The sequence below is a fragment of the Psychrobacter sp. L7 genome (assembly GCF_002810365.1).
GTDB classification, from domain to species: Bacteria; Pseudomonadota; Gammaproteobacteria; order Pseudomonadales; family Moraxellaceae; genus Psychrobacter; species Psychrobacter celer.
In genome coordinates this window covers 38,152-57,305 of sequence record NZ_NEXR01000001.1, presented here as the reverse complement: position 1 = coordinate 57,305, position 19,154 = coordinate 38,152, and the positions used below count along the sequence as shown (strand labels likewise).

Below are 19,154 nucleotides of genomic sequence, written 5' to 3'. Positions count from 1 at the left end.
AAAACAGCTGCCCAATAGGCGTCATAATAATTGCATTGCTGTGTCTGTAAACTGCGCTGAGTCTCTACGAATATATAATCGAAGGACTTGACAGGTATAGACGTAAGTAGGGTTTGTTAAGGCGGCGACAGCGGTACATATTGTGGATATAACAATGAAGATGAGCTTAAAAAAGATAGCAAAAGCACTGTTGATCACGACATTTAGCAGTGCCATGCTAATGAGTACTGCCCACGCCAATAATCCACCACCTACCATCAAAGCCGATGCCCCCAATCGCTACATCGTCAAAAAAGGCGATACCTTATGGGATATCTCTGGGCGTTACTTAGACAGCCCATGGCGCTGGAAAGATATTTGGGCAACCAATAAACAAATCAAAAACCCGCATCTGATCTACCCAAACGACATCCTTATTTTGTGCGTGATTCAGGGTAAAACCTTGGTCGGTGTCGATACGGGTGAAGGCTGTGCAGGAATCGAAAAGCAGCTGATGGGTGATGTCACCGCCAGTGCGGTCACTGTGACCTCAACGGCCAACAGTATCCCTCCCATTCCTTGGTCAGCGATTCAGCATTGGCTCGATAAAACCATCATCGTCGATCCACAAGATTTTAATACCACGCCATACATCTTGGCTTCTAAAAACCGCAACTTAATCACCGCCAGTGGTGATAAGGTCTATGCCAAAGGCGTACCACTGATCGTGGGGCAACGCTATGGCATTTACCGTGAAGGTGAGAGGTACGTCGAGCCAAAAAACCAAAAAGTCATCGGTCTTGAAGTTACCCAAGTGGCCACAGGCCTAGTAACATCGACAGAAAGCAACGGCGTCACTAGCCTGCAACTGACAGGCAGCTATGGCAAAGAAGTGCGCGAAGGTGATCGGGTATTTGTAGAATTAGACAATGCGATCCCGCCTGTGTTTTATCCAACCCCAGCCAGCGTCAGTCGCGGCGGTATGATCGTACGGGTGATGGATTCGATCAGCTCCGCAGCAAAAGGCAGCGTGGTCGCCATCAACCTTGGTAGTACGCATGGTGCCAAACCTGGTGATGTGTTGACTGTGTACCAAAAAGGACCATTGGTGCGTGATATCAGAGACAATGATACGCCAGTGCGTTTGCCAAACGAGCCAAGTGGGATGCTGATGGTGTTTAATACGTTTGAACATATCAGCTATGCCTATGTACTGGATTCTGAGTTACCGCTAAATGTCGGTGATCAGCTATTACCGCCGCCATATTTATAAACACGCCAAACACAGTACAAGGTTTTGAGATGAGCACCCGATCTTAGCGGAGACGAGCCAAACGATGATGACAGTAGTCACCCCTTCTTTATCAGACGAGCAGCGCGCCATAGTGGCGCTATGGTATGAGGTGAATGCGTCATTGTCTGCTTATCACAAGCTGACGACGAGCTTTGGTAGTGCGCAGCTGGCGTGGACGGCGACAGTAGAGGCTTGGCGGCAGCTGGGTATTCATTACACCCATCTCAAACGCCATGAGCAGCCAGCGCAAACACGCGCTAATATCGACAAAATCCAACAAGCGCGCGTAGAAGGACGCTATGGATTACTGTTTGCTGATCAAGCGGACTATCCTGCCCAGCTGCTACAGATCTATGATCCGCCGCCTGTGTTATTTTATCGCGGTAACCTCTCTCGTCTGCACCAAGCCCAAATCGCCATCGTCGGTAGTCGTAAGCCCACCGCCCACGCACAAAAAATCACCTTTGATATGGCGCAGTACTTAGCGCAGGCAGGCTACATCGTCACCAGCGGGCTGGCCATGGGTGTGGATAAACGCGCACATCTAGGTGCACTGGCACAGACAGATTTAGCTCATCAAGGCCGGACGATCGGGGTAATGGGCACAGGAATTGATGTCAATTATCCCAATCACCACGACCAGCTATTTAGTCAAATCATCGAGCAGGGCGGCTGTATCATCAGTGAGCTGCTACCGCATACGCCGCCTCACAAGCATACCTTTCCACGCCGTAATCGCTTGGTCGCAGGACTCAGTCTAGCGACTATCGTCACCGAAGCCACCATTCAAAGTGGCTCGCTGATTACCGCGCGCTTGACCTCAGAGCAAGGCAAGCAAGTCTTTGCGGTGCCAAGTCATATTGACAATAGCAATGCTGAAGGCTGCCACCATTTGATACGCGAAGGGGCGACGTTGATTTATCATCCTCAGCAGGTTATTGAAGATGTCAGCCTTCAGCTCAGCCATCAGATAGGTCATGGTAGTCGCGTGCCGCCGAACAAACGCACACCTTCTGATAATGATAACGCCACACCATCAGCACAGGTTGCCAATACTGCAGAGAACCCGCTGCCATCTACGATAGCTCATCACCCTGACCCTGTGGTTCCCAAACACTTGCAGCCAATATATGAGAAGCTTGATTGGCATGGGCAAGATTTGGATGCGCTGTTGCTGGCCACCACGCTTGAAGCACCCGTTTTGATCGGGCAGCTGATGGAGCTTGAGCTATTGGGTCTCATCAGCGTACAAGGCGGGCGTTACTTGCGTGTTTAAAAAATGCTATTTTTGCGAGTGGCTGTCTTAGATTGGCTTTTTGCTGTGGTATGATAAGTTTCTACCCTTTTATTTTTTGTACCTTCAACATGAAACCATCCTCCTCCGTTTTGGCCGACTCTGTCAGCCAAGCTGCTACTTGGCTAAAAAATGGCCAGCTACTTGCTTATCCAACCGAAAGTGTCTGGGGTATCGGCTGTGACCCTTATAATCAAGCCGCCGTACAGCGCATCTTGACCATCAAGCAGCGACCAATCGCCAAAGGCATGATTGTCATTACCGATAGTGCCGAACGTTTAGCGCCGTTGCTTGCGCCTTTAACACAGGCTCAGCGTCAGCCTATTTTGGCGAGCTGGCAGACGGACAGCGAAAACACCCAGCCGCAGTATCAACAAGCGCATACATGGCTATTGCCTATTCCGAAAACACTAAGCACCAGTATCCCTCATTGGATAACCGGCCAGCATCAAACCGTGGCGGTACGGGTCATCTCTCATCCGCTTATCCAGCAGCTGTGCCAGCAGTTGGTCAGTGAGCAAAACCCTTTTGGCCTGCTGGTCTCCACCAGCTGTAACCCTTCAGGCCAGCCGCCTGCCATGACTTTCTCTGAAGCTTATGCGTATTTTTCTGAGCAAATCGGCTACTTACAGGCTGATACCTTGGGATATACGCTGCCGAGCCAAATCCGTGACGCGCGCACAGGTTTGATCATTCGTTAGCGCCCACTCATGCTTTACAGAAAACCAGACACACGGCATAAGTAGATTGGACTGGGTTTTGTATTAATCTGACTATATATCGTCTTATAGTCGATTCTAAATAAAACAGATACATTATATATCAACGTGGAACTGGTATAAATTTTCCTTGCGTGCTGTGCCTGCGCTGCTCGATGCTGCATAAAACTCATCCCAGTCCCACTGTATCGTTTTTATAATGAACTCACCATATCATCATATTGTCTTATGATTTCACTATTGACAGAAATAAAAGAATAGCGCAGTATGGAGATAGACAATGGTTATCAATTTAAAAATAGCGTGTATCTATCAATTATGAAACTAAATCCTGTGACTGAAAAATTCGTTTTGCATTGGGGAGAGATGGGCTCGCAGTGGGGCATCAATCGCACCATGTCGCAGATTCATGCGTTATTGTTTATCATTGGCAAGCCTTTAAATGCTGAGCAGATTACTGAAACGCTTGGTGTTGCACGCTCAAACGTTTCAAACAGCCTCAAAGAGTTACAACATTGGGGGCTGGTACAAAAGGTCTCAATACTGGGCGACCGCCGCGATCACTTTACCACCAATACCGACGTTTGGGAGTTGGCACGTATCATCGTGATTGAGCGTCAAAAGCGTGAGCTTGAGCCGACAGTACAGTTTTTGCAGGCGCTCATAGACAGCCCAGAGTTTGAGCACGAAAACAGCGACGTAAAAGCTCGGCTTCGTGAGACACAAGCATTCGTCGAAACAGTGACCACGTGGTCTTCTGAGATGCTACGATTGCCCAGCAGTGTACTCAAAAAGATATTGAAGTTGGGTAGTAGTATAAAAAAAGTCTTACGTTAATGGACTGTGTTAAACAAGCGATGGTGCGTGGTTTAGTGATAGTTAATCTACTGTAAACAGGTGCAGCGCGACTGGTATTCAGTTTTTTGCGGGCGGTGCTTACGCCGCTAGAGGACACGCCCTACATAAACTCATAAAAATTTAAATTGTTATTTCTGTTTTGACAGAAATAACAATAATAATAACAAGATAACCTATAGAGGTTTTAGACCAATCACAAATGGATGTGGCACATGAAACCAAATAACACACAGAGTCAGACAGAGCAAACGGTCAAGGATATGGTGAGGTCGATAGCCTGGCAAGACCTGCGCCAGCTGACTGGTAGGCAGATCGCTTATAATATTATTTTGCCTTATCCGTTTTTATTGTTGTCGTGGTGGTTTGCTAGCCAGTCTTGGTATGTACTGGCGTGCGGTGCGTCTTATCTGTTTTTTGCCGCCGCTTTTCGTCAAGCGCATGATGGTTATCACCATAGTTTAGGTGCAGGTCGGCGTCTGACCACTGCTCTTTTGTTGCTGCTTAGTGTGCTATTGATGACCAGCTTACATAGTATCCGAGCCACTCACATGGCGCACCATCGAGACCCATTAGGCGACCAAGACGTTGAGGGTCGTTTGGCAAAGGCATCATGGCAGCAAGCACTGCTCGGCGGTATCACGTATCGGTTGGCTATCTACCGTCAAGGGCTGCGCTTGAGCAGTCGCCGTCATAGGATGCTGGCTTGGCTAGAGTTTGGGTTGATGGCATTGGTAATCATGGGTGCCCTGATGATGAGCGTGTTTGCTGCGTCTACGGTGCTTGGGCAGGTGGTGCTATACCATCTTGTGGTGATGATGTTGGCCAATGCCAGTGTCGGTATCATCGCTGTGTGGGGCGTGCATCATGACTGTGACGAGACGATAGCTCGCACTGAGCGCAACCCTCTGGTAAATCTGCTGACATTTAATTTACTGTATCATGTAGAGCATCATTTGTTTCCTGCGATACCATCCAACCATTTGCCAACGCTTGCCAAGCGTTTGGACGCAGCCGCACCTCACTTGACCAATGCGCCTGTACTACCCAGCCGCACTACCGTTATAAAGCACATGAAGCATCGCTGGAATGCCATAAAAGACAAGTATCAAAATAGTGATGACAGTGAGTGCCCTATCCGTAAGCGTTTTGCTTAGAGACGAGTAGATCTCTAAATGGATGAAAGAAGGCCAGTTATTTTATAGGTGTTGGTCAATAGGGCGTGTCTTTATTTTTAACCCATTTAGATGGCTATTGATTGAATTGAAGAGATGTCCTAGACCAAAAGACGTTACCAAAAACCTGTGAAAGTCGTTTTGATATGACGGTGAAAGAAGACGATGATGGTGATACAGCGTTTATCTTAAGCAAAGAGTTGACGATACAGATAGTTGGCGATATGAATAAGGAGTCAGACATGCATATCTTAATCAGTGGTGGTTCAGGGTTTTTGGGTCGAGCATTTAGCGACGAAATCATGGCGCGGTATCGTGAGCGAAAAAAGGCACCACAAGTCACTTGGCTGACGCGTGATAGTAACCAGGCGCACCCTGACGATATCGCTACGATGACTTATGATGAGCTTACAAAGACTGATAAAAGCTTTGATGTGATAATAAACCTAGCGGGGGCAGGTATTGCCGACTCGCGCTGGAGCGATAGTCGCAAAGAGCAGCTGATGGCGAGCCGTATCCGGCCTACTGAGGCATTGTTGGCATTTATTGCTCGCCGTCGCAGCAAGCCCAAATTATTGATTAGTGGTTCAGCGATAGGGTGGTACGGCACACAAGGCGATAAACCATTGACAGAAAGTAGTGGTTTTGAGACAGATTTTGCTCATAAATTATGTGATGATTGGGAGCAGTTAGCGCTTAAAGCCACTGAACATCGTGTGCCTGTGGCAATCGTGCGCACTGGTGTGGTGATTCATCCTGATGGCGGGATGCTTGCCAAGCTCTTGACCCCATTTAAAATGGGCGTTGGTGGACAATTGGGCGATGGCAAGCAAATCATGAGCTGGATCAGTCGGGCAGACTGGGTCGGCGCTGTGATATTTATCATTGAGCAGTACCTTGCTGATTATGACAACAGTCAAACCACAAATGATAATTCACTAAAAACCATAAATGATACGCCAGCCATGGTCTACAACTTAACTGCGCCCAACCCTGTGACCAATCATACTTTTACCAAAACCGTAGGTACATGGCTACATCGTCCAACACTCTTTACTTTACCAGAATTTTTACTAAAGCAGATATTTGGTGAGATGTCGACACTACTAATTGATGGTCAAAAAGTATTGCCACAGGCGTTATTAGCGGCGGGTTATGAGTTTCGATATCCTACGCTCATGCAAGCCTTAGAGGCGAAATAGCGCTAAATAAAAGAACGGTCTACGGAGTTGTTTCATGTGAAACAAATACAACCCGTTCACCATCCGCATTGATATGATAAAACTGGTGCCTAATTATGGCTATCAAAAAAAGCAAAGACTCAAGTATCACACTAACAAAACAGTACGCTCGCAAGCCTTATCATGAGAGGTTTTAACTTAGAGGTGTTTCACGTGAAACCATATAACTGATTTATACCAGTTCCGCGTTTAAATGAATAGCCACGCTACTTTGAGCGACCCGAGCGCCATGCATCTGGTTTATTTGGATTCCACTATATGAGGTTTTATGTAAAAAGTGTGAAGCATTGATGAAAGAGCGTCTAAAGGCCAGCTATGATGGACGAAATCAGTTCTTTACCGATAGATTTGCATGTAGCAGGGCACACGCATGGCGGTTAGATATTTCCATTGACGTTATTGATGCGCGGGCTTGCGCCCCTACATTATGGCGCTAAGGTGGTAGGGGAGACGCAGTTTTTGGTGACATCGGGATATGGCTTTGGGCCGGTACCGTTTCGACTGGGGACGCGCTCTGAGATTTGGATAATTACCCTGACGCCCAGTGGTGCCGTTGCTGAGCCGTCGTCATAGTCAGCGCGCCAAAGCAGTCAGTCATTAGGCCGCTAACTGCCCCTGCTCACGAATGACCTCACGGACAAAACTGGCAAAACCGTGGATGATTTTGCGGGTTTCTAATCCTAGCCTCTGATGAATGCTCATAAAGTGAATAAAACCATGCGGCGCACCAAGTACCGTATAATTTCTCACTGATATGCCATGTGTCTTTAGTTGCTCTGCATACGCAAAAGCTTCATCACGTAAGACATCCAGCTCTGAGGTGACGATATAAGTGGGGCAGACGTGGCTGTTGTCCCCCAGCATAGGCGAGTTGAGAATGTGTTGTCGCGGTAAGGGGCTGTTTTTTAGACATGCCGCGTCAAACACCGCCACATCGTCATGATCTAACAACAAGCCTTCGCCGTATAGCTCCCAGCTTGGATAGTCTGTCTCGATATCGGTAACAGGGTAAAGCGGCATTTGCGCAAGTGGCTGAGGCAGACGCTCTAACAGCGCAAACATATCTTGCCCCGCTTCGCCTAGGTCTGCCCAAGCTTGTTTGGCAGGGGCGGTGAGCTGCTGAGCAATAAGGGTCGATAAGCCGCCACCTGCGCTGTCGCCTGCCAAGACGATACGTGATGGCAGCGCGCCAAACATATGACAATGCTCGGCCAGCCAAGCATAAGCGCTGATACAGTCTTTTAGCGCGGCTGGGGCGGGGTGCTCAGGTGCCAATCGATAGTCGACACTGACGACAGGCCAGCCAGTCTGCTGGCTCAGCGCATGACAAAACTCGTGATGCGTATCAATACTGCCGATACAAAACCCACCACCATGAAAAAACAGCAACACAGTCTCATCAGGATTGTGCACGCTGCCTTTTTTGATTGTCTTTCTATAAGTGCTAGCGTCTGGCTGATAGCAGCGAATGGTCATATCGCCATCATCAGCATTTGCAATCACCTTATCAGTCCAACGAACGCTGACCTCACCTTTTTTGCGAAAGCGCTTTATATTATTCATCAGCGTATCGCCCGTCTGTTGCCATACCTTTGGAGACTGCATGGCCACGGCATCGGCAGCGAACCTCTCGCGCAGCTTAGGCATCGGCGTCAGCTCAAGCGGGGTTTTTAGCTTACTATTTATCGCCAAAATCAGCCGTAGATGGGCATCGGCATGCAAGTATTGCTTAGAAGTCGGGCCGCCAAGGTAGCTGACCAAACTTTCTAACAGCGGCAATGGCAAATAGCCCAGCCCTTTCATCGCATAATGCAAGGTATGCGCTTGATGATTAACGACTTGCTGATAACCCAAACACGTGCTTTTTAACGCAAAGCATTGACGCTTAGCGCTATCTTTTGGTACAGCTTCTATCTCAGGCGCTAGCTCGTTTGAGCGCTTTAGATTGATCAACGCTCTATTTAATAAGGTGTTGAGCGATATGGTTGAGTGAGACATAACACCTCGGATACATGATGGTTAGTGTTTGAAATAACAGATGTTTTTGGCCATAGTAAAGCAAAAGAAAACAAAATTGAGTATATTTTGGTAATGGATTGAATGAAAACCGTAAAAATTTTGGAATAAACCAAAGGTTTGGTAGTGGGTGTGAGCTATAAAGGTAAATCAATACCAATAGGGCGGTACCTCTTGCAAAATAGATTGGCTAGATTTGCCTGTTTGTTCCAACGTTTTATTTCAATGTTTGGCCTCACCGTTTATGTCGTTGTCATCACCATGTCTTTAGAGGTCCCACGCTCGTTGGTACAGCAATTGTTGTAAATGGGAAAAAATCCTCAGCTCAAGGCTTGAAATTTGTCCTCATCACCTTTATCAATCAGCTATCAAAGCATATTCGCAAAAAATCAGTGATATCTGTTGATTATCTAATAAAAGCGCAGACTAATAAGAGCACAGCATGACTTGCCGCCAGCAGGTTTGTTGTGCCATACCTCAATCGTCATTATTAAAATTCTAAGGAGCTATCATGAGCGAGCAAAACAATAACCACAAATCCCCTGAGCACAATGTGGCGCACGACAATGTCGAGCATAATGACAGTATTTTAGAAGAAACCATGCAAGAGTTTGATCCAAAAAACAATTCAGCTGAAAACGTCACCATCGACAACGAAATCGATATCGACACTTTCAAAGCACGTATTGCTGAGCTCGAAGGCGAGGTCAAGCATGCCCGTGAGACCACCGCCCGTGCCAATGCCGAAGCTTACAATGCGCAAAAACGCATGGAGCAAGAAGCTGATAAGAGCAAGAAATTTGCCCTACAAAAATTTGCCAAAGAGCTATTGGAGGTCGTTGATAATCTAGAGCGTGCGATTGAAAACGCCGACGCCAGCGATCCGGTTGCCGAAGGCGTGCAGCTGACGCACAAAGCCCTGCTGTCTGTCCTCAACAAAAACGGTATCGAAGTGATTGACCCACAAGGTGAAAAGTTCAACGCGGATGTCCATGAAGCGGTGGGTATTGATGCCGATGCCGACGCTGATGTGGTCGGTACAGTGCTACAAAAAGGCTATAGCCTAAATGGTCGCCTACTACGTCCAGCGATGGTACGCGTGGGTCAGTAGGATTTTTTACTTGATTTTAAGCGTCTAAACCTTACTTATATAAAGGGTTTTGACAAAAAATCACACAAAAGACAATTTTTGCTTGATGATTGCCTTGAAAAAACCGACAGGCAAACCGATATATAGCAACAAGTGACCGACTATGGTCTGAAGATATAAGTAGTTATATTTAAAATATACATTAGGAGCATTTGATTATGGGTAAAGTAATTGGTATTGACTTGGGTACAACCAACTCATGTGTGGCAGTGATGGAAGGTGACAAAGTCAAAGTCATCGAAAACGCTGAAGGTACCCGTACCACACCTTCTATCGTCGCTTATAAAGACGAAGAAATCCTCGTTGGTCAATCGGCTAAGCGTCAAGCGGTCACCAACCCAAAAAACACTTTGTTTGCGATCAAGCGTCTGATCGGTCGCCGTTTTGATGACAAAGTGGTACAAAAAGACATCGGCATGGTGCCATACAAAATCGCCAAAGCGGATAACGGTGATGCTTGGGTAGAAGTAAACGGTAAAAAACTAGCGCCACCACAGGTTTCTGCTGAAATCTTGAAAAAAATGAAAAAAACGGCAGAAGACTATTTGGGCGAAAAAGTAACAGAAGCGGTCGTAACCGTACCTGCTTACTTCAACGACTCACAGCGTCAAGCCACCAAAGACGCCGGTAAAATTGCCGGTCTTGATGTAAAACGTATCATCAACGAGCCAACTGCCGCCGCGCTTGCTTATGGTATGGACAAAAAGCAAGGCGATAGCACAGTTGCCGTATATGACTTGGGCGGTGGTACATTTGACGTATCAATCATCGAAATTGCTGACGTCGATGGCGAGCAGCAGTTTGAAGTACTAGCGACCAACGGTGACACATTCCTTGGCGGTGAAGACTTTGACTCAGCATTGATTGATTACTTGGTCGATGAATTCAAAAAAGAGCAAGACGTCAACCTAAAAGGTGACTCACTTGCGATGCAGCGTCTAAAAGAAGCAGCCGAAAAAGCAAAAATCGAGCTATCAAGCGCTCAAAGCACTGAAGTGAACTTACCATACATCACCGCTGACAGCAGTGGTCCTAAGCACTTGGTCATCACTATCAGCCGCTCTAAGCTTGAAAGCCTAACCGAAGATTTGGTACAGCGTACCATGGGTCCGTGTAAGATTGCCCTTGAAGATGCTGGCCTAAAAGTCGGCGACATCAACGACGTGATCTTGGTCGGTGGTCAGACTCGTATGCCACTTGTACAACAAAAAGTACAAGAGTTCTTCGGTCAAGAGCCACGTAAAGACGTAAACCCTGACGAAGCAGTAGCAGCGGGTGCCGCGATTCAAGGTGCGGTATTGTCTGGTGACAAAACTGACGTTTTATTGCTTGATGTGACACCATTGACGCTTGGTATTGAGACGATGGGCGGCGTAATGACCCCAATCATCGAGAAAAACACTATGATTCCTACCAAGAAATCACAAGTGTTCTCAACAGCAGAAGACAACCAGCCTGCGGTAACCATTCAGGTTTATCAAGGCGAGCGTAAAATCGCTAACCAAAACAAACTGCTTGGCCGCTTTGACTTAACAGATATTCCACCAGCGCCGCGTGGTCTGCCACAAATCGAAGTGACTTTCGATATCAACGCTGATGGTATCATGAACATCTCAGCGACTGATAAAGGTACTGGTAAAGCGCAAAGCATCCAGATCAAAGCAGACTCTGGCTTGTCGGATGAAGAAGTTGAGCAAATGGTACAAGACGCTGAAGCCAACGCAGCTGAAGATGAGAAGTTTGCAAATCTGGCGCAAGTGCGTAACGAAGCGGATGGTCGTATCCATGCGGTACAAAAAGCGCTAAAAGAAGCGGGTGATAAAGTCACTGAAGAAGAAAAATCATCAGTAGAAGCGGCAATCTCTGAGTTAGAGACAGCGACTAAAGAAGATGATCATGACGACATCAAAGCCAAACTTGAAGCGCTAGACAATGCCTTCTTGCCTATCAGCCAAAAAATCTATGCTGATAGCGGTGCAGGCGCAGAAGGTATGGATCCAAGCCAGTTCCAGCAAGGCGCGGATGCAGCAAGTAACAACCAAGCCGACGATGATGTTGTCGATGCTGAGTTTACAGAAGTAGACGACAAAAAATAAAACGGCTGATAAGCTGACCGTTGATTAATGTGACATAAAAACGCACCTTTCGAGGTGCGTTTTTTTATGGCAGTTACTCATTTGATCAATAACTGATATTTGGTTCAACGGTCGATATTTGGTTCAACGATCGATATTTGGTTCAATAAGCTGAGCGCTAATAATCAGTGCTTCATAAGTGAGTATGACACCAGCGTCTCCCGCCTCGTCTATCGCCGAAAACTGCTGCCAGTAGCGCCGCTCAAATTGCTGTAAGCTCAATTTGTTCCAGATGAAAGCCATGCGCGGGCTGGCTTTGTTTTGCGTTTGATTGGTCGATACACCAGTGAGTTTCATGTGTTTGAGTACCGCATAAGGACTAGAAAACGTCACATCAAAGCGCCGTGTCGATAGCGCAATATTGTCAAACCCAGCGTGATGCAATGCCAAGCGCCATTGCTGCATATCAGGATAGTGAAGACCTTGGCCAGTCAGGGCTTTGATTTGCAAAAAATTATTGGGCGTAAAGGTGCTAAAGGCCAGCTGGCCACCTGCTTGGAGGCGAGAGGCAGAGTGGGCAACAAAACTGAGAGGATCATCAAACCATTGTACGGCGTTGGCACTGACAATCAAACTATGTTTACCTTTGAAGTCGATAGTTTCGGCGTCGCCGATGGCGATCTGAGCATTTGGCAAAATGCCTTGCAGGGTAGCTGTTTGCTCGGCGCATAGCTCATTGATCAGCCAGTGCTGGCTTTGAATGTGCTCGGCCAATAGGCGGGTCATTTGACCTGTACCTGCGCCAATCTCTAAGACGCTGTCTTGCGTTCTTTTGGGGATGGTCGCCAGCAAGTCGTGACAGATCTTTTGCTGGATAGTGGCGTGCTCATCATAACGACTGGCATTGGCAAAATGGCGCGCGATGGTTTGCTTTCTGTGATCTAGCTTGAGTGCGGCTGAGTGTGTCATCTATGCTATTACATCCTATCTGTCGGCGAGCCATTTTTCCTAAACCATATCATCGTCTTTACCTGATCGTAAGGTACCTGTACGTCAGTCATCGCCAGTAGCGATTCAACCTATATTTAAGACAACTACAGTTGCTGAATTAACCGCTCACAGTCATCATAGGTCAGTTTGGCATTCATCACTAGACGAATGCGCGCGCTATTGGCAGGCACGGTAGGCGGCCTAATAGGCAGTGCATAAAACCCAGCGGCCTGTAGCTGCTGGGCTTTGGCCAGTGTGCGCGCATTATCGCCCAATATATAAGGGACGATAGGTGAGGTATAGGCGCTGCTGGCTGCGCTGGTAGAGTATTTGAGGGCAATGGCCTCGCTCAGCTCGGTAGACAGTAGCGCCAAATGCGTCCGTGCCGACGTCAAGCTTGGCATTTTGGCCAACACAAAACGTGTCCAAGCATGGTTGATGGGCGGCAATGCGGTACTAAAGATAAGTGAGCGCATGTGATTGACCAGCCAGCGCTTGATGGTTTCATCGCACATGATATAAGCGCCAACGGAGGCAAATGCCTTGCCAAAGGTACCAACCAAATAATCAATTTGCCCGAGTGTCTGCGTTTCCTCTGCCAGCCCAAGCCCTGTCTTACCTAAAACTCCGATGGCATGAGCCTCGTCAACATACAGCTCAATGCGCGCATCTTGGGCTTTTATTTGTACCAGCTGTTGTAAGTCTGCGCGATCACCATCCATACTAAACACGCTTTCGGTCACGATAATGATGCGCCTGATATCGTCATCGGCTTGCTCGATAAGCCGAGCCAGATGAGCATAGTCATTATGACGATAACGGCGATAGCCAACGGTTTTGTTTTGGCTAAGGCGCAGCCCATCGATGATACTGGCGTGCACCAGTTTATCTGCTAACACCAGCGTTTTGATGGGTAAGGCGGTCAGCGCAGGCAAAATACCGATATTGGCATGGTAGCCGCTGTTAAATACCAACACAGATTTTGGCCTACTCAGATTGCTAGGACTGCTAGGACTATTAGAGGCATCTTCTTGACACACTGCCGTTTGATACCACGCTTGCATCTCAAGCTCTAAGGCTTGTAACTGCGTGTCGTCTCCTGTGAGTAGCCGTGAGGAGGTGGCACTCATCTTAGGATAATGCGTGTCAGCCAGCTGATCCATCTGCTCAAAAAACGCCCTTTGTAGCCTACTGTCGCTGCCCAAGCCCAGATAGTCATTACTGGCGATATTTAGTAAGCGTTTGCCTTGATAAACAACATAGCGCCCATCATGCGCCAGCGCCGGTATCTGTCGATACTGCTCATTTTTCTTTAACGTCTGTAGTGCTTGCTCCAGCTCGTCCTTGAGGGTCATCATCTATTTTTTCCTGTTATTTTGATAAAACAAAGCGATTTTTTGGCCCTTTTCGGTCTCTTTGTCCCTTGCGGCTAGGGCCTGTCTTTTATTCAAGCGATAATCGTCTAACTGGGTGAAACATGAGGATATGCTCGGTAAAACCTAGTGCTCAGACACACACGCTGCCTTCGCTTTCGGTGAAATAAGTAGGGATTATTGCACAAAAACGGAGGTTGTAACAAAAGATTTCATATCTTTGCCTTTGTAACCCACACGCTGATAAATACTTGCAAAACTTAACTCTCACACCATCAAACACTGACAGAGAGTTTGAAATAGTTTGTTACTATATATTCATCGTTAGCAAACAAGGCGATAAGGCCAAAAGCCTATATAAATAGATAACTTGTTTGTCACAATTTTAAGGAGATTATCATGAATACTCTACAGAAAACCCTACTTGCGCTAGCTACTGGTTCATTGTTGACAGTCAGTGCTCAAGCTGCGACGACTTATAGCAACGGCTACACAGGCCAACCTTATGTGGGTGTAAAAGTCGGTCAGTTTGACTTGGATATCGACAATGCTGATGACCCAACTGCTTATGGTGTTTATGGTGGTTATAACTTTGACCAAAACTTCGGTATCGAAGCAGAGTATGTCGGTTCAGACGATGCTGACTACAGAAATGGTGACTTAGATGCCAAAACGTATGGTGCTTATGGTACGGCCCGCTACCAGTTTCCAAACACGGGTTTATACGCCAAAGGTAAACTAGGGGTAGCCAAAACTGAGGTCGAAGGCGACTACACGGTTGGTCCATTAAAAGTGTCAAACTCAACCAGTGATACTGGTATCGCAGGTGGCGTGGGCCTTGGTTATTCAGTGAACCCAAACTTTGGGGTTGAAGCCGAGTACGCCATGATGGATAGCGACGTCGATGCCAAGCTATTAACAGTGGGCGCTCATTTAAAATTCTAAATCGATGATGAGATGACTAAAAGTCTACCGGATTAGGAATTTATAAGAGAAACACAGTCATACAATACAGTCATAAATAGTTATGCAGTCATTGAGAAACGACAGTTGTCTATCTCGTTTCTCAAACCAATACTCTATATAAGATTGACGAACTACACTATCTTAGGGGAATATTATGAAAACTTTACAAAAAACACTATTGGCTTTAGCCGCAGGTTCATTACTCACTGTAGGCGCGCAAGCGGCCGTCACTTACGGTAATGGTTACACCGGTCAAGCTTACGTCGGTGCCAAAGTCGGTCAATTTGATCTAGACGTCAATGGTGCTGATGATCCAACGGCTTATGGTATCTACGGGGGTTATAACTTTGATCCTAACTTTGGTATCGAAGCTGAGTACGTCGGCTCAGATGATGCAGATTATCGCGGTGGTGATATTGATGCTAAGTCTTATGGCGCTTATGGTACTTACCGCTATCAGTTCCCAAATACAGGGTTATATGCCAAAGGTAAATTAGGTGTGGCAAAAACTGAGATAGAAGGGGACTACACGCGCAGTATCGGCGATACTGAAATCAGAACGGAGACGTATTCGGACAGTGATACGAGCCTAGCTGGCGGTGTTGGTCTTGGTTATTCAGTAAATCCTAACTTTAGCGTTGAAGCTGAATACGACAAGCTGGGAAGTGATGCTGATCTAATGACTGTTGGCGCTCAGCTGAAGTTCTAAGACATTGATTGATTACAATTTATATTTATATATCAGACAAAAAACGATCGCTTTGGCGGTCGTTTTTTTATGTGGCAAAGGTTATTCTGCGCTTTTTGATTTCATCTAAGGTATGGGCGCTGTGTTATGAGCGTTGTATATTGATGATTTTTAAGAGGTTATAAACGCTCAAAGTATGCTACATTGAAAGCTAGGATAGCAAGCTAGGATGATTCAGACAGGGTGGGTGGCAATGATGGAGATGTTTTTGATGATTGAGCCTTGGCATTGGTTGGTACTGGGCTTTTTGTTGCTGATTGTTGAAATGTTTGTGCCGACATTCGCCAGCCTGTGGTTTGGTGCCGCGGCCATTATCGTCGCAGCATTGGCTTGGCTCTTGCCGATTTCTCTTTTTGTGCAAGTTGTCATTTGGTTGGTGCTGTCGGCGGTGTTTTTAGTCGCATGGTTTAAGTTTATCAAGCCTTTATCAGTGGACCGTACCAAAGCTGGATTGGGCGGTGGTGTGATCGTAGGTGAGACAGGAATGATTGTGCTATCACCGCAGCCCGAGCGTGCAGGTATCGTACGCTTTAGTGTCCCTATCGTTGGCGCGGCAGAGTGGATGTGCCGCACCACAGGAGAGGAGATTGCAGTTGGTGAGCGGGTGGTGGTGACAGATATCGTGGGCAATGAGCTGATCGTCAGAAGTATGCAATCGCCTACGCTGAGCCAAAAAAATAGGCAAGTTTGACTGCCAGTCAAATACAATTATCAATTATAGGGATGAATTATGGAAAGCTTTAGCATTGTGATGGTGGTGTTGATTGCGCTGGTAGTCTTTACCGTGTTTAAAGGGGTGCGTATCGTACCGCAAGGTTATAAGTGGGTGGTGCAGCGACTGGGTAAATATAGCCAAACGCTAGAGCCTGGTCTCAATCTTATTATCCCTTATGTCGATGATGTCGCGTATAAAGTTACCACCAAAGACATCGTACTCGATATTCCATCACAAGAAGTCATCACCCGTGATAACGTGGTAATCATCGCCAACGCGGTGGCGTATATCAATATCGTCCGCCCCGATAAGGCGGTCTATGGTATCGAAGATTATGAGTATGGTATCCGTAATCTGGTACAGACTTCCCTGCGCTCGATCATCGGTGAGATGGATTTGGATAACGCACTATCTAGTCGTGAGGAGATTAAAACCAAGCTCAAGCATGCCATCTCAGAAGACATCGCTGATTGGGGAATCACACTCAAAACAGTCGAGATTCAAGATATCAACCCCTCAGATACGATGCAAGCGTCAATGGAAGAGCAGGCCGCAGCAGAGCGCCTGCGCCGTGCGACAGTGACGCGTGCCGATGGACAAAAACAAGCCGCTATCTTGGAAGCAGATGGTCGCCTAGAAGCCTCACGTCGTGACGCTGAAGCACAAGTGGTGCTGGCCAAAGGCTCTGAGGAGTCCATTCGTCTGATTACTGCCGCGATGGGCGATGAAGAGATGCCGATTGTTTATCTGCTCGGTGAGCAATACATCAAGTCGATACGTCAGCTTGCAGAGTCTGATAACTCAAAAATGGTGGTACTGCCTGCCGACATCTTGAGCACGGTCAAAGGTATGGTCGGCGACAAGTTTAAGGTGTAACAACGCTACGGTTGAGCGCTCATATTGACATAACAAAAGACCTCAAAAACGAGGTCTTTTTTGTGGATAAAGTATTTTTTTAAGTACGTTAAATCACTTTAGAAAAGCGGTTTTTGTGCTTTTTGTCCAAATATTCATCAAACACCATGGCGACGTTGCGAGCGAGTAGACGACCTTTTGGCAGCACACGGATACCAGCGGCATCCATATCGATCAGTCTGTCCTCTTGCATCGCGCCTAACTGCGCAATCTCATCAATAAAATAGGTGATGGCATCGATACCAAATTTTTGATTGACGTCTTTAAAGTCGATGTAGTCGTGACACAGCAAATTCATGATCACATACTCGCGCAAGCGATCTTTGATAGAGGTTTTGATCACTTTGACCGCGGGCATGATGGCCAGATTGTGCTGCGCGGCATCGATGGTGGCTTGATAAGCTTGCAGGTCGGTATCGTTTTGTAAGATATAGCGGCTATTGGCATTGGCGATTTGACTGATCGATGAGACCCCAAAGCCGAGCAAATCACAGTCGCCCATGATGGTATAGCCCTGAAAATTGCGATGCAATTTACCCTCGCGCTGTGCCACAGCCAGCTCGTCATCGGGCTTGGCAAAGTGGTCGATGCCGATGTATTGATAGCCTGTCTCGGTGAGCGTGTTAATGGTATTGCCCAGCATGGTCAGTTTGGCTGCAGGGCTAGGTAAATCCGCTTCTTTGATTTGACGCTGGGCTTTAAAGCGCTCTGGCAGATGCGCGTAGTTAAACACCGACAGCCGGTCGGGTGCCATCTCGATGATGCGACGTACGGTTTGCTCCAATGTCTCAGGCGTTTGATGCGGCAGACCGTAGATCAGATCGATATTGATAGAATGAAAACCCAATTCGCGTGCTTCAGTAAGTACGTTTTCGATCAATTCCGCTGAATGCACGCGGTTGACGGCGATTTGGACGCTCTCGTCTAAGTCTTGTACCCCTAAGCTGATGCGGTTAAAGCCCAGATCGCGTAGGACCTTGAGGGTGTTGCCACTCAGCTCACGCGGATCAATCTCGATAGAGTAGTCGCCTTCATCATCACTCAAAAACTCAAACTGCGTCTGTAAAAACTGCCAGAGCTGAACCATCTCTTCATCACGCAAAAAAGTTGGCGTGCCGCCGCCTAGGTGTAGCTGCTTGACGACAGGCTTGCTACTGCCCTCTGGCGCCGACAACAAGCGGCGCTTGTGGGTAATCTCTTTGATTAAGTACTGTAGATAGTCGCCTGAGTCGCTGTTTTTTTTGGTGATGATTTTATTGCAAGCGCAGTAATAGCAAAGGTGGCGACAGAACGGAATGTGAAAGTATAAAGACAGCGGCGCCCTCGCTTCGCGATTTTTTAGAATTTTGGTCTCTAACTCTACTGGTATCGGGGTAAACTCCAGCGCTGTTGGATAAGAGGTATAACGTGGCCCTGAGCGATTGTATTTTTGGATCATCGTTTCATCAAACGCTGGCAGCTGTTTGCTGGTGATACTGCCGCGCGTACTGGCATATGGGTTGTCAGGCTGCATGACAGGGCGCGTGGTCGTCGGCTGCTCGTCAGCGCGGTTGTAGGGCTGCTGAGTATCTGGTTGTGAGTATTCTGTCATACGGCATTCCTCGGGTTGACCATACAGGCTGCGGTTTTGGGTATCGCTTTTGGTTGTA

At 47.2% G+C, this 19,154-nt stretch carries 17 protein-coding genes; 13 read left to right on the top strand and 4 right to left on the bottom strand.

The features are described 5' to 3' along the window. Positions 1–154: 154 nt before the first annotated feature. The 7 genes from CAP50_RS00240 (at position 155) to CAP50_RS00210 (ending at position 7,130) form a co-directional block, all read left to right on the top strand. Entirely contained in the window at positions 155–1,252 is a 1,098-nt protein-coding gene (locus CAP50_RS00240; RefSeq protein ID WP_100748589.1) for a LysM peptidoglycan-binding domain-containing protein, read from the top strand. Between the two features lie 64 nt (positions 1,253–1,316). After that, positions 1,317–2,549 carry a DNA-processing protein DprA gene (gene dprA, locus CAP50_RS00235; RefSeq protein WP_100748588.1) on the top strand — a complete coding sequence of 411 codons (1,233 nt, stop codon included), beginning with the start codon at positions 1,317–1,319 and terminating at the stop codon, positions 2,547–2,549. Positions 2,550–2,638: 89 nt separating this feature from the next. Then, positions 2,639–3,268, top strand: coding sequence for an L-threonylcarbamoyladenylate synthase (locus tag CAP50_RS00230; RefSeq protein WP_100748587.1), 630 nt, complete (start codon positions 2,639–2,641; stop codon positions 3,266–3,268). A 336-nt stretch (positions 3,269–3,604) separates the two neighbouring features. Then, entirely contained in the window at positions 3,605–4,123 is a 519-nt protein-coding gene (locus CAP50_RS00225; RefSeq protein WP_100748948.1) for a GbsR/MarR family transcriptional regulator, read from the top strand. Between the two features lie 233 nt (positions 4,124–4,356). After that, positions 4,357–5,298 (top strand): fatty acid desaturase family protein, encoded by a 942-nt coding sequence (locus tag CAP50_RS00220; RefSeq protein ID WP_100748586.1) that lies wholly within the window; start codon positions 4,357–4,359, stop codon positions 5,296–5,298. A 164-nt stretch (positions 5,299–5,462) separates the two neighbouring features. Beyond that, a complete protein-coding gene (locus CAP50_RS00215; RefSeq protein ID WP_241900586.1) occupies positions 5,463–6,518 on the top strand; it encodes a TIGR01777 family oxidoreductase in 1,056 nt (351 codons plus the stop codon). A gap of 429 nt (positions 6,519–6,947) precedes the next feature. Next, a complete protein-coding gene (locus CAP50_RS00210; RefSeq protein WP_193833346.1) occupies positions 6,948–7,130 on the top strand; it encodes a hypothetical protein in 183 nt (60 codons plus the stop codon). Between the two features lie 24 nt (positions 7,131–7,154). Here the strand turns inward: CAP50_RS00210 and CAP50_RS00205 are convergent, their stop codons facing one another. Then, entirely contained in the window at positions 7,155–8,555 is a 1,401-nt protein-coding gene (locus CAP50_RS00205; RefSeq protein ID WP_100748585.1) for an alpha/beta hydrolase, read from the bottom strand. A 529-nt stretch (positions 8,556–9,084) separates the two neighbouring features. Here CAP50_RS00205 and grpE point away from each other — a divergent pair. After that, positions 9,085–9,684 (top strand): nucleotide exchange factor GrpE, encoded by a 600-nt coding sequence (grpE, locus tag CAP50_RS00200; protein WP_100748584.1) that lies wholly within the window; start codon positions 9,085–9,087, stop codon positions 9,682–9,684. Between the two features lie 197 nt (positions 9,685–9,881). Further along, positions 9,882–11,819 (top strand): molecular chaperone DnaK, encoded by a 1,938-nt coding sequence (gene dnaK / locus CAP50_RS00195; RefSeq protein WP_100748583.1) that lies wholly within the window; start codon positions 9,882–9,884, stop codon positions 11,817–11,819. A 123-nt stretch (positions 11,820–11,942) separates the two neighbouring features. Here dnaK and CAP50_RS00190 read toward each other — a convergent pair whose 3' ends face one another. Next, positions 11,943–12,767, bottom strand: a complete 825-nt coding sequence (locus tag CAP50_RS00190) for a methyltransferase domain-containing protein (protein ID WP_100748582.1) — start codon at positions 12,765–12,767, stop codon at positions 11,943–11,945. 125 nt (positions 12,768–12,892) lie between these two features. Further along, positions 12,893–14,143 carry an 8-amino-7-oxononanoate synthase gene (locus CAP50_RS00185; protein ID WP_100748946.1) on the bottom strand — a complete coding sequence of 417 codons (1,251 nt, stop codon included), beginning with the start codon at positions 14,141–14,143 and terminating at the stop codon, positions 12,893–12,895. A gap of 417 nt (positions 14,144–14,560) precedes the next feature. On the opposite strand from CAP50_RS00185, the gene CAP50_RS00180 reads away from it, so the two are divergent. The 4 genes from CAP50_RS00180 (at position 14,561) to CAP50_RS00165 (ending at position 17,466) form a co-directional block, all read left to right on the top strand. Continuing rightward, positions 14,561–15,106 carry a porin family protein gene (locus tag CAP50_RS00180; RefSeq protein WP_100748581.1) on the top strand — a complete coding sequence of 182 codons (546 nt, stop codon included), beginning with the start codon at positions 14,561–14,563 and terminating at the stop codon, positions 15,104–15,106. Positions 15,107–15,281: 175 nt separating this feature from the next. Continuing rightward, the gene (locus CAP50_RS00175) at positions 15,282–15,836 is read left to right on the top strand and encodes a porin family protein (RefSeq protein WP_100748580.1); all 555 of its coding nucleotides are present in this window, start codon (positions 15,282–15,284) and stop codon (positions 15,834–15,836) included. A gap of 241 nt (positions 15,837–16,077) precedes the next feature. Then, complete coding sequence (locus CAP50_RS00170; RefSeq protein WP_198411585.1) at positions 16,078–16,566, top strand: NfeD family protein; 489 nt, start codon at positions 16,078–16,080, stop codon at positions 16,564–16,566. A 39-nt stretch (positions 16,567–16,605) separates the two neighbouring features. Next, the gene (locus tag CAP50_RS00165) at positions 16,606–17,466 is read left to right on the top strand and encodes an SPFH domain-containing protein (protein WP_075101278.1); all 861 of its coding nucleotides are present in this window, start codon (positions 16,606–16,608) and stop codon (positions 17,464–17,466) included. An 88-nt stretch (positions 17,467–17,554) separates the two neighbouring features. Here CAP50_RS00165 and hemN read toward each other — a convergent pair whose 3' ends face one another. Beyond that, on the bottom strand, positions 17,555–19,018 hold the full coding sequence (gene hemN, locus CAP50_RS00160; RefSeq protein ID WP_446737499.1) for an oxygen-independent coproporphyrinogen III oxidase: 1,464 nt from the start codon (positions 19,016–19,018) through the stop codon (positions 17,555–17,557). Positions 19,019–19,154: the final 136 nt, after the last annotated feature.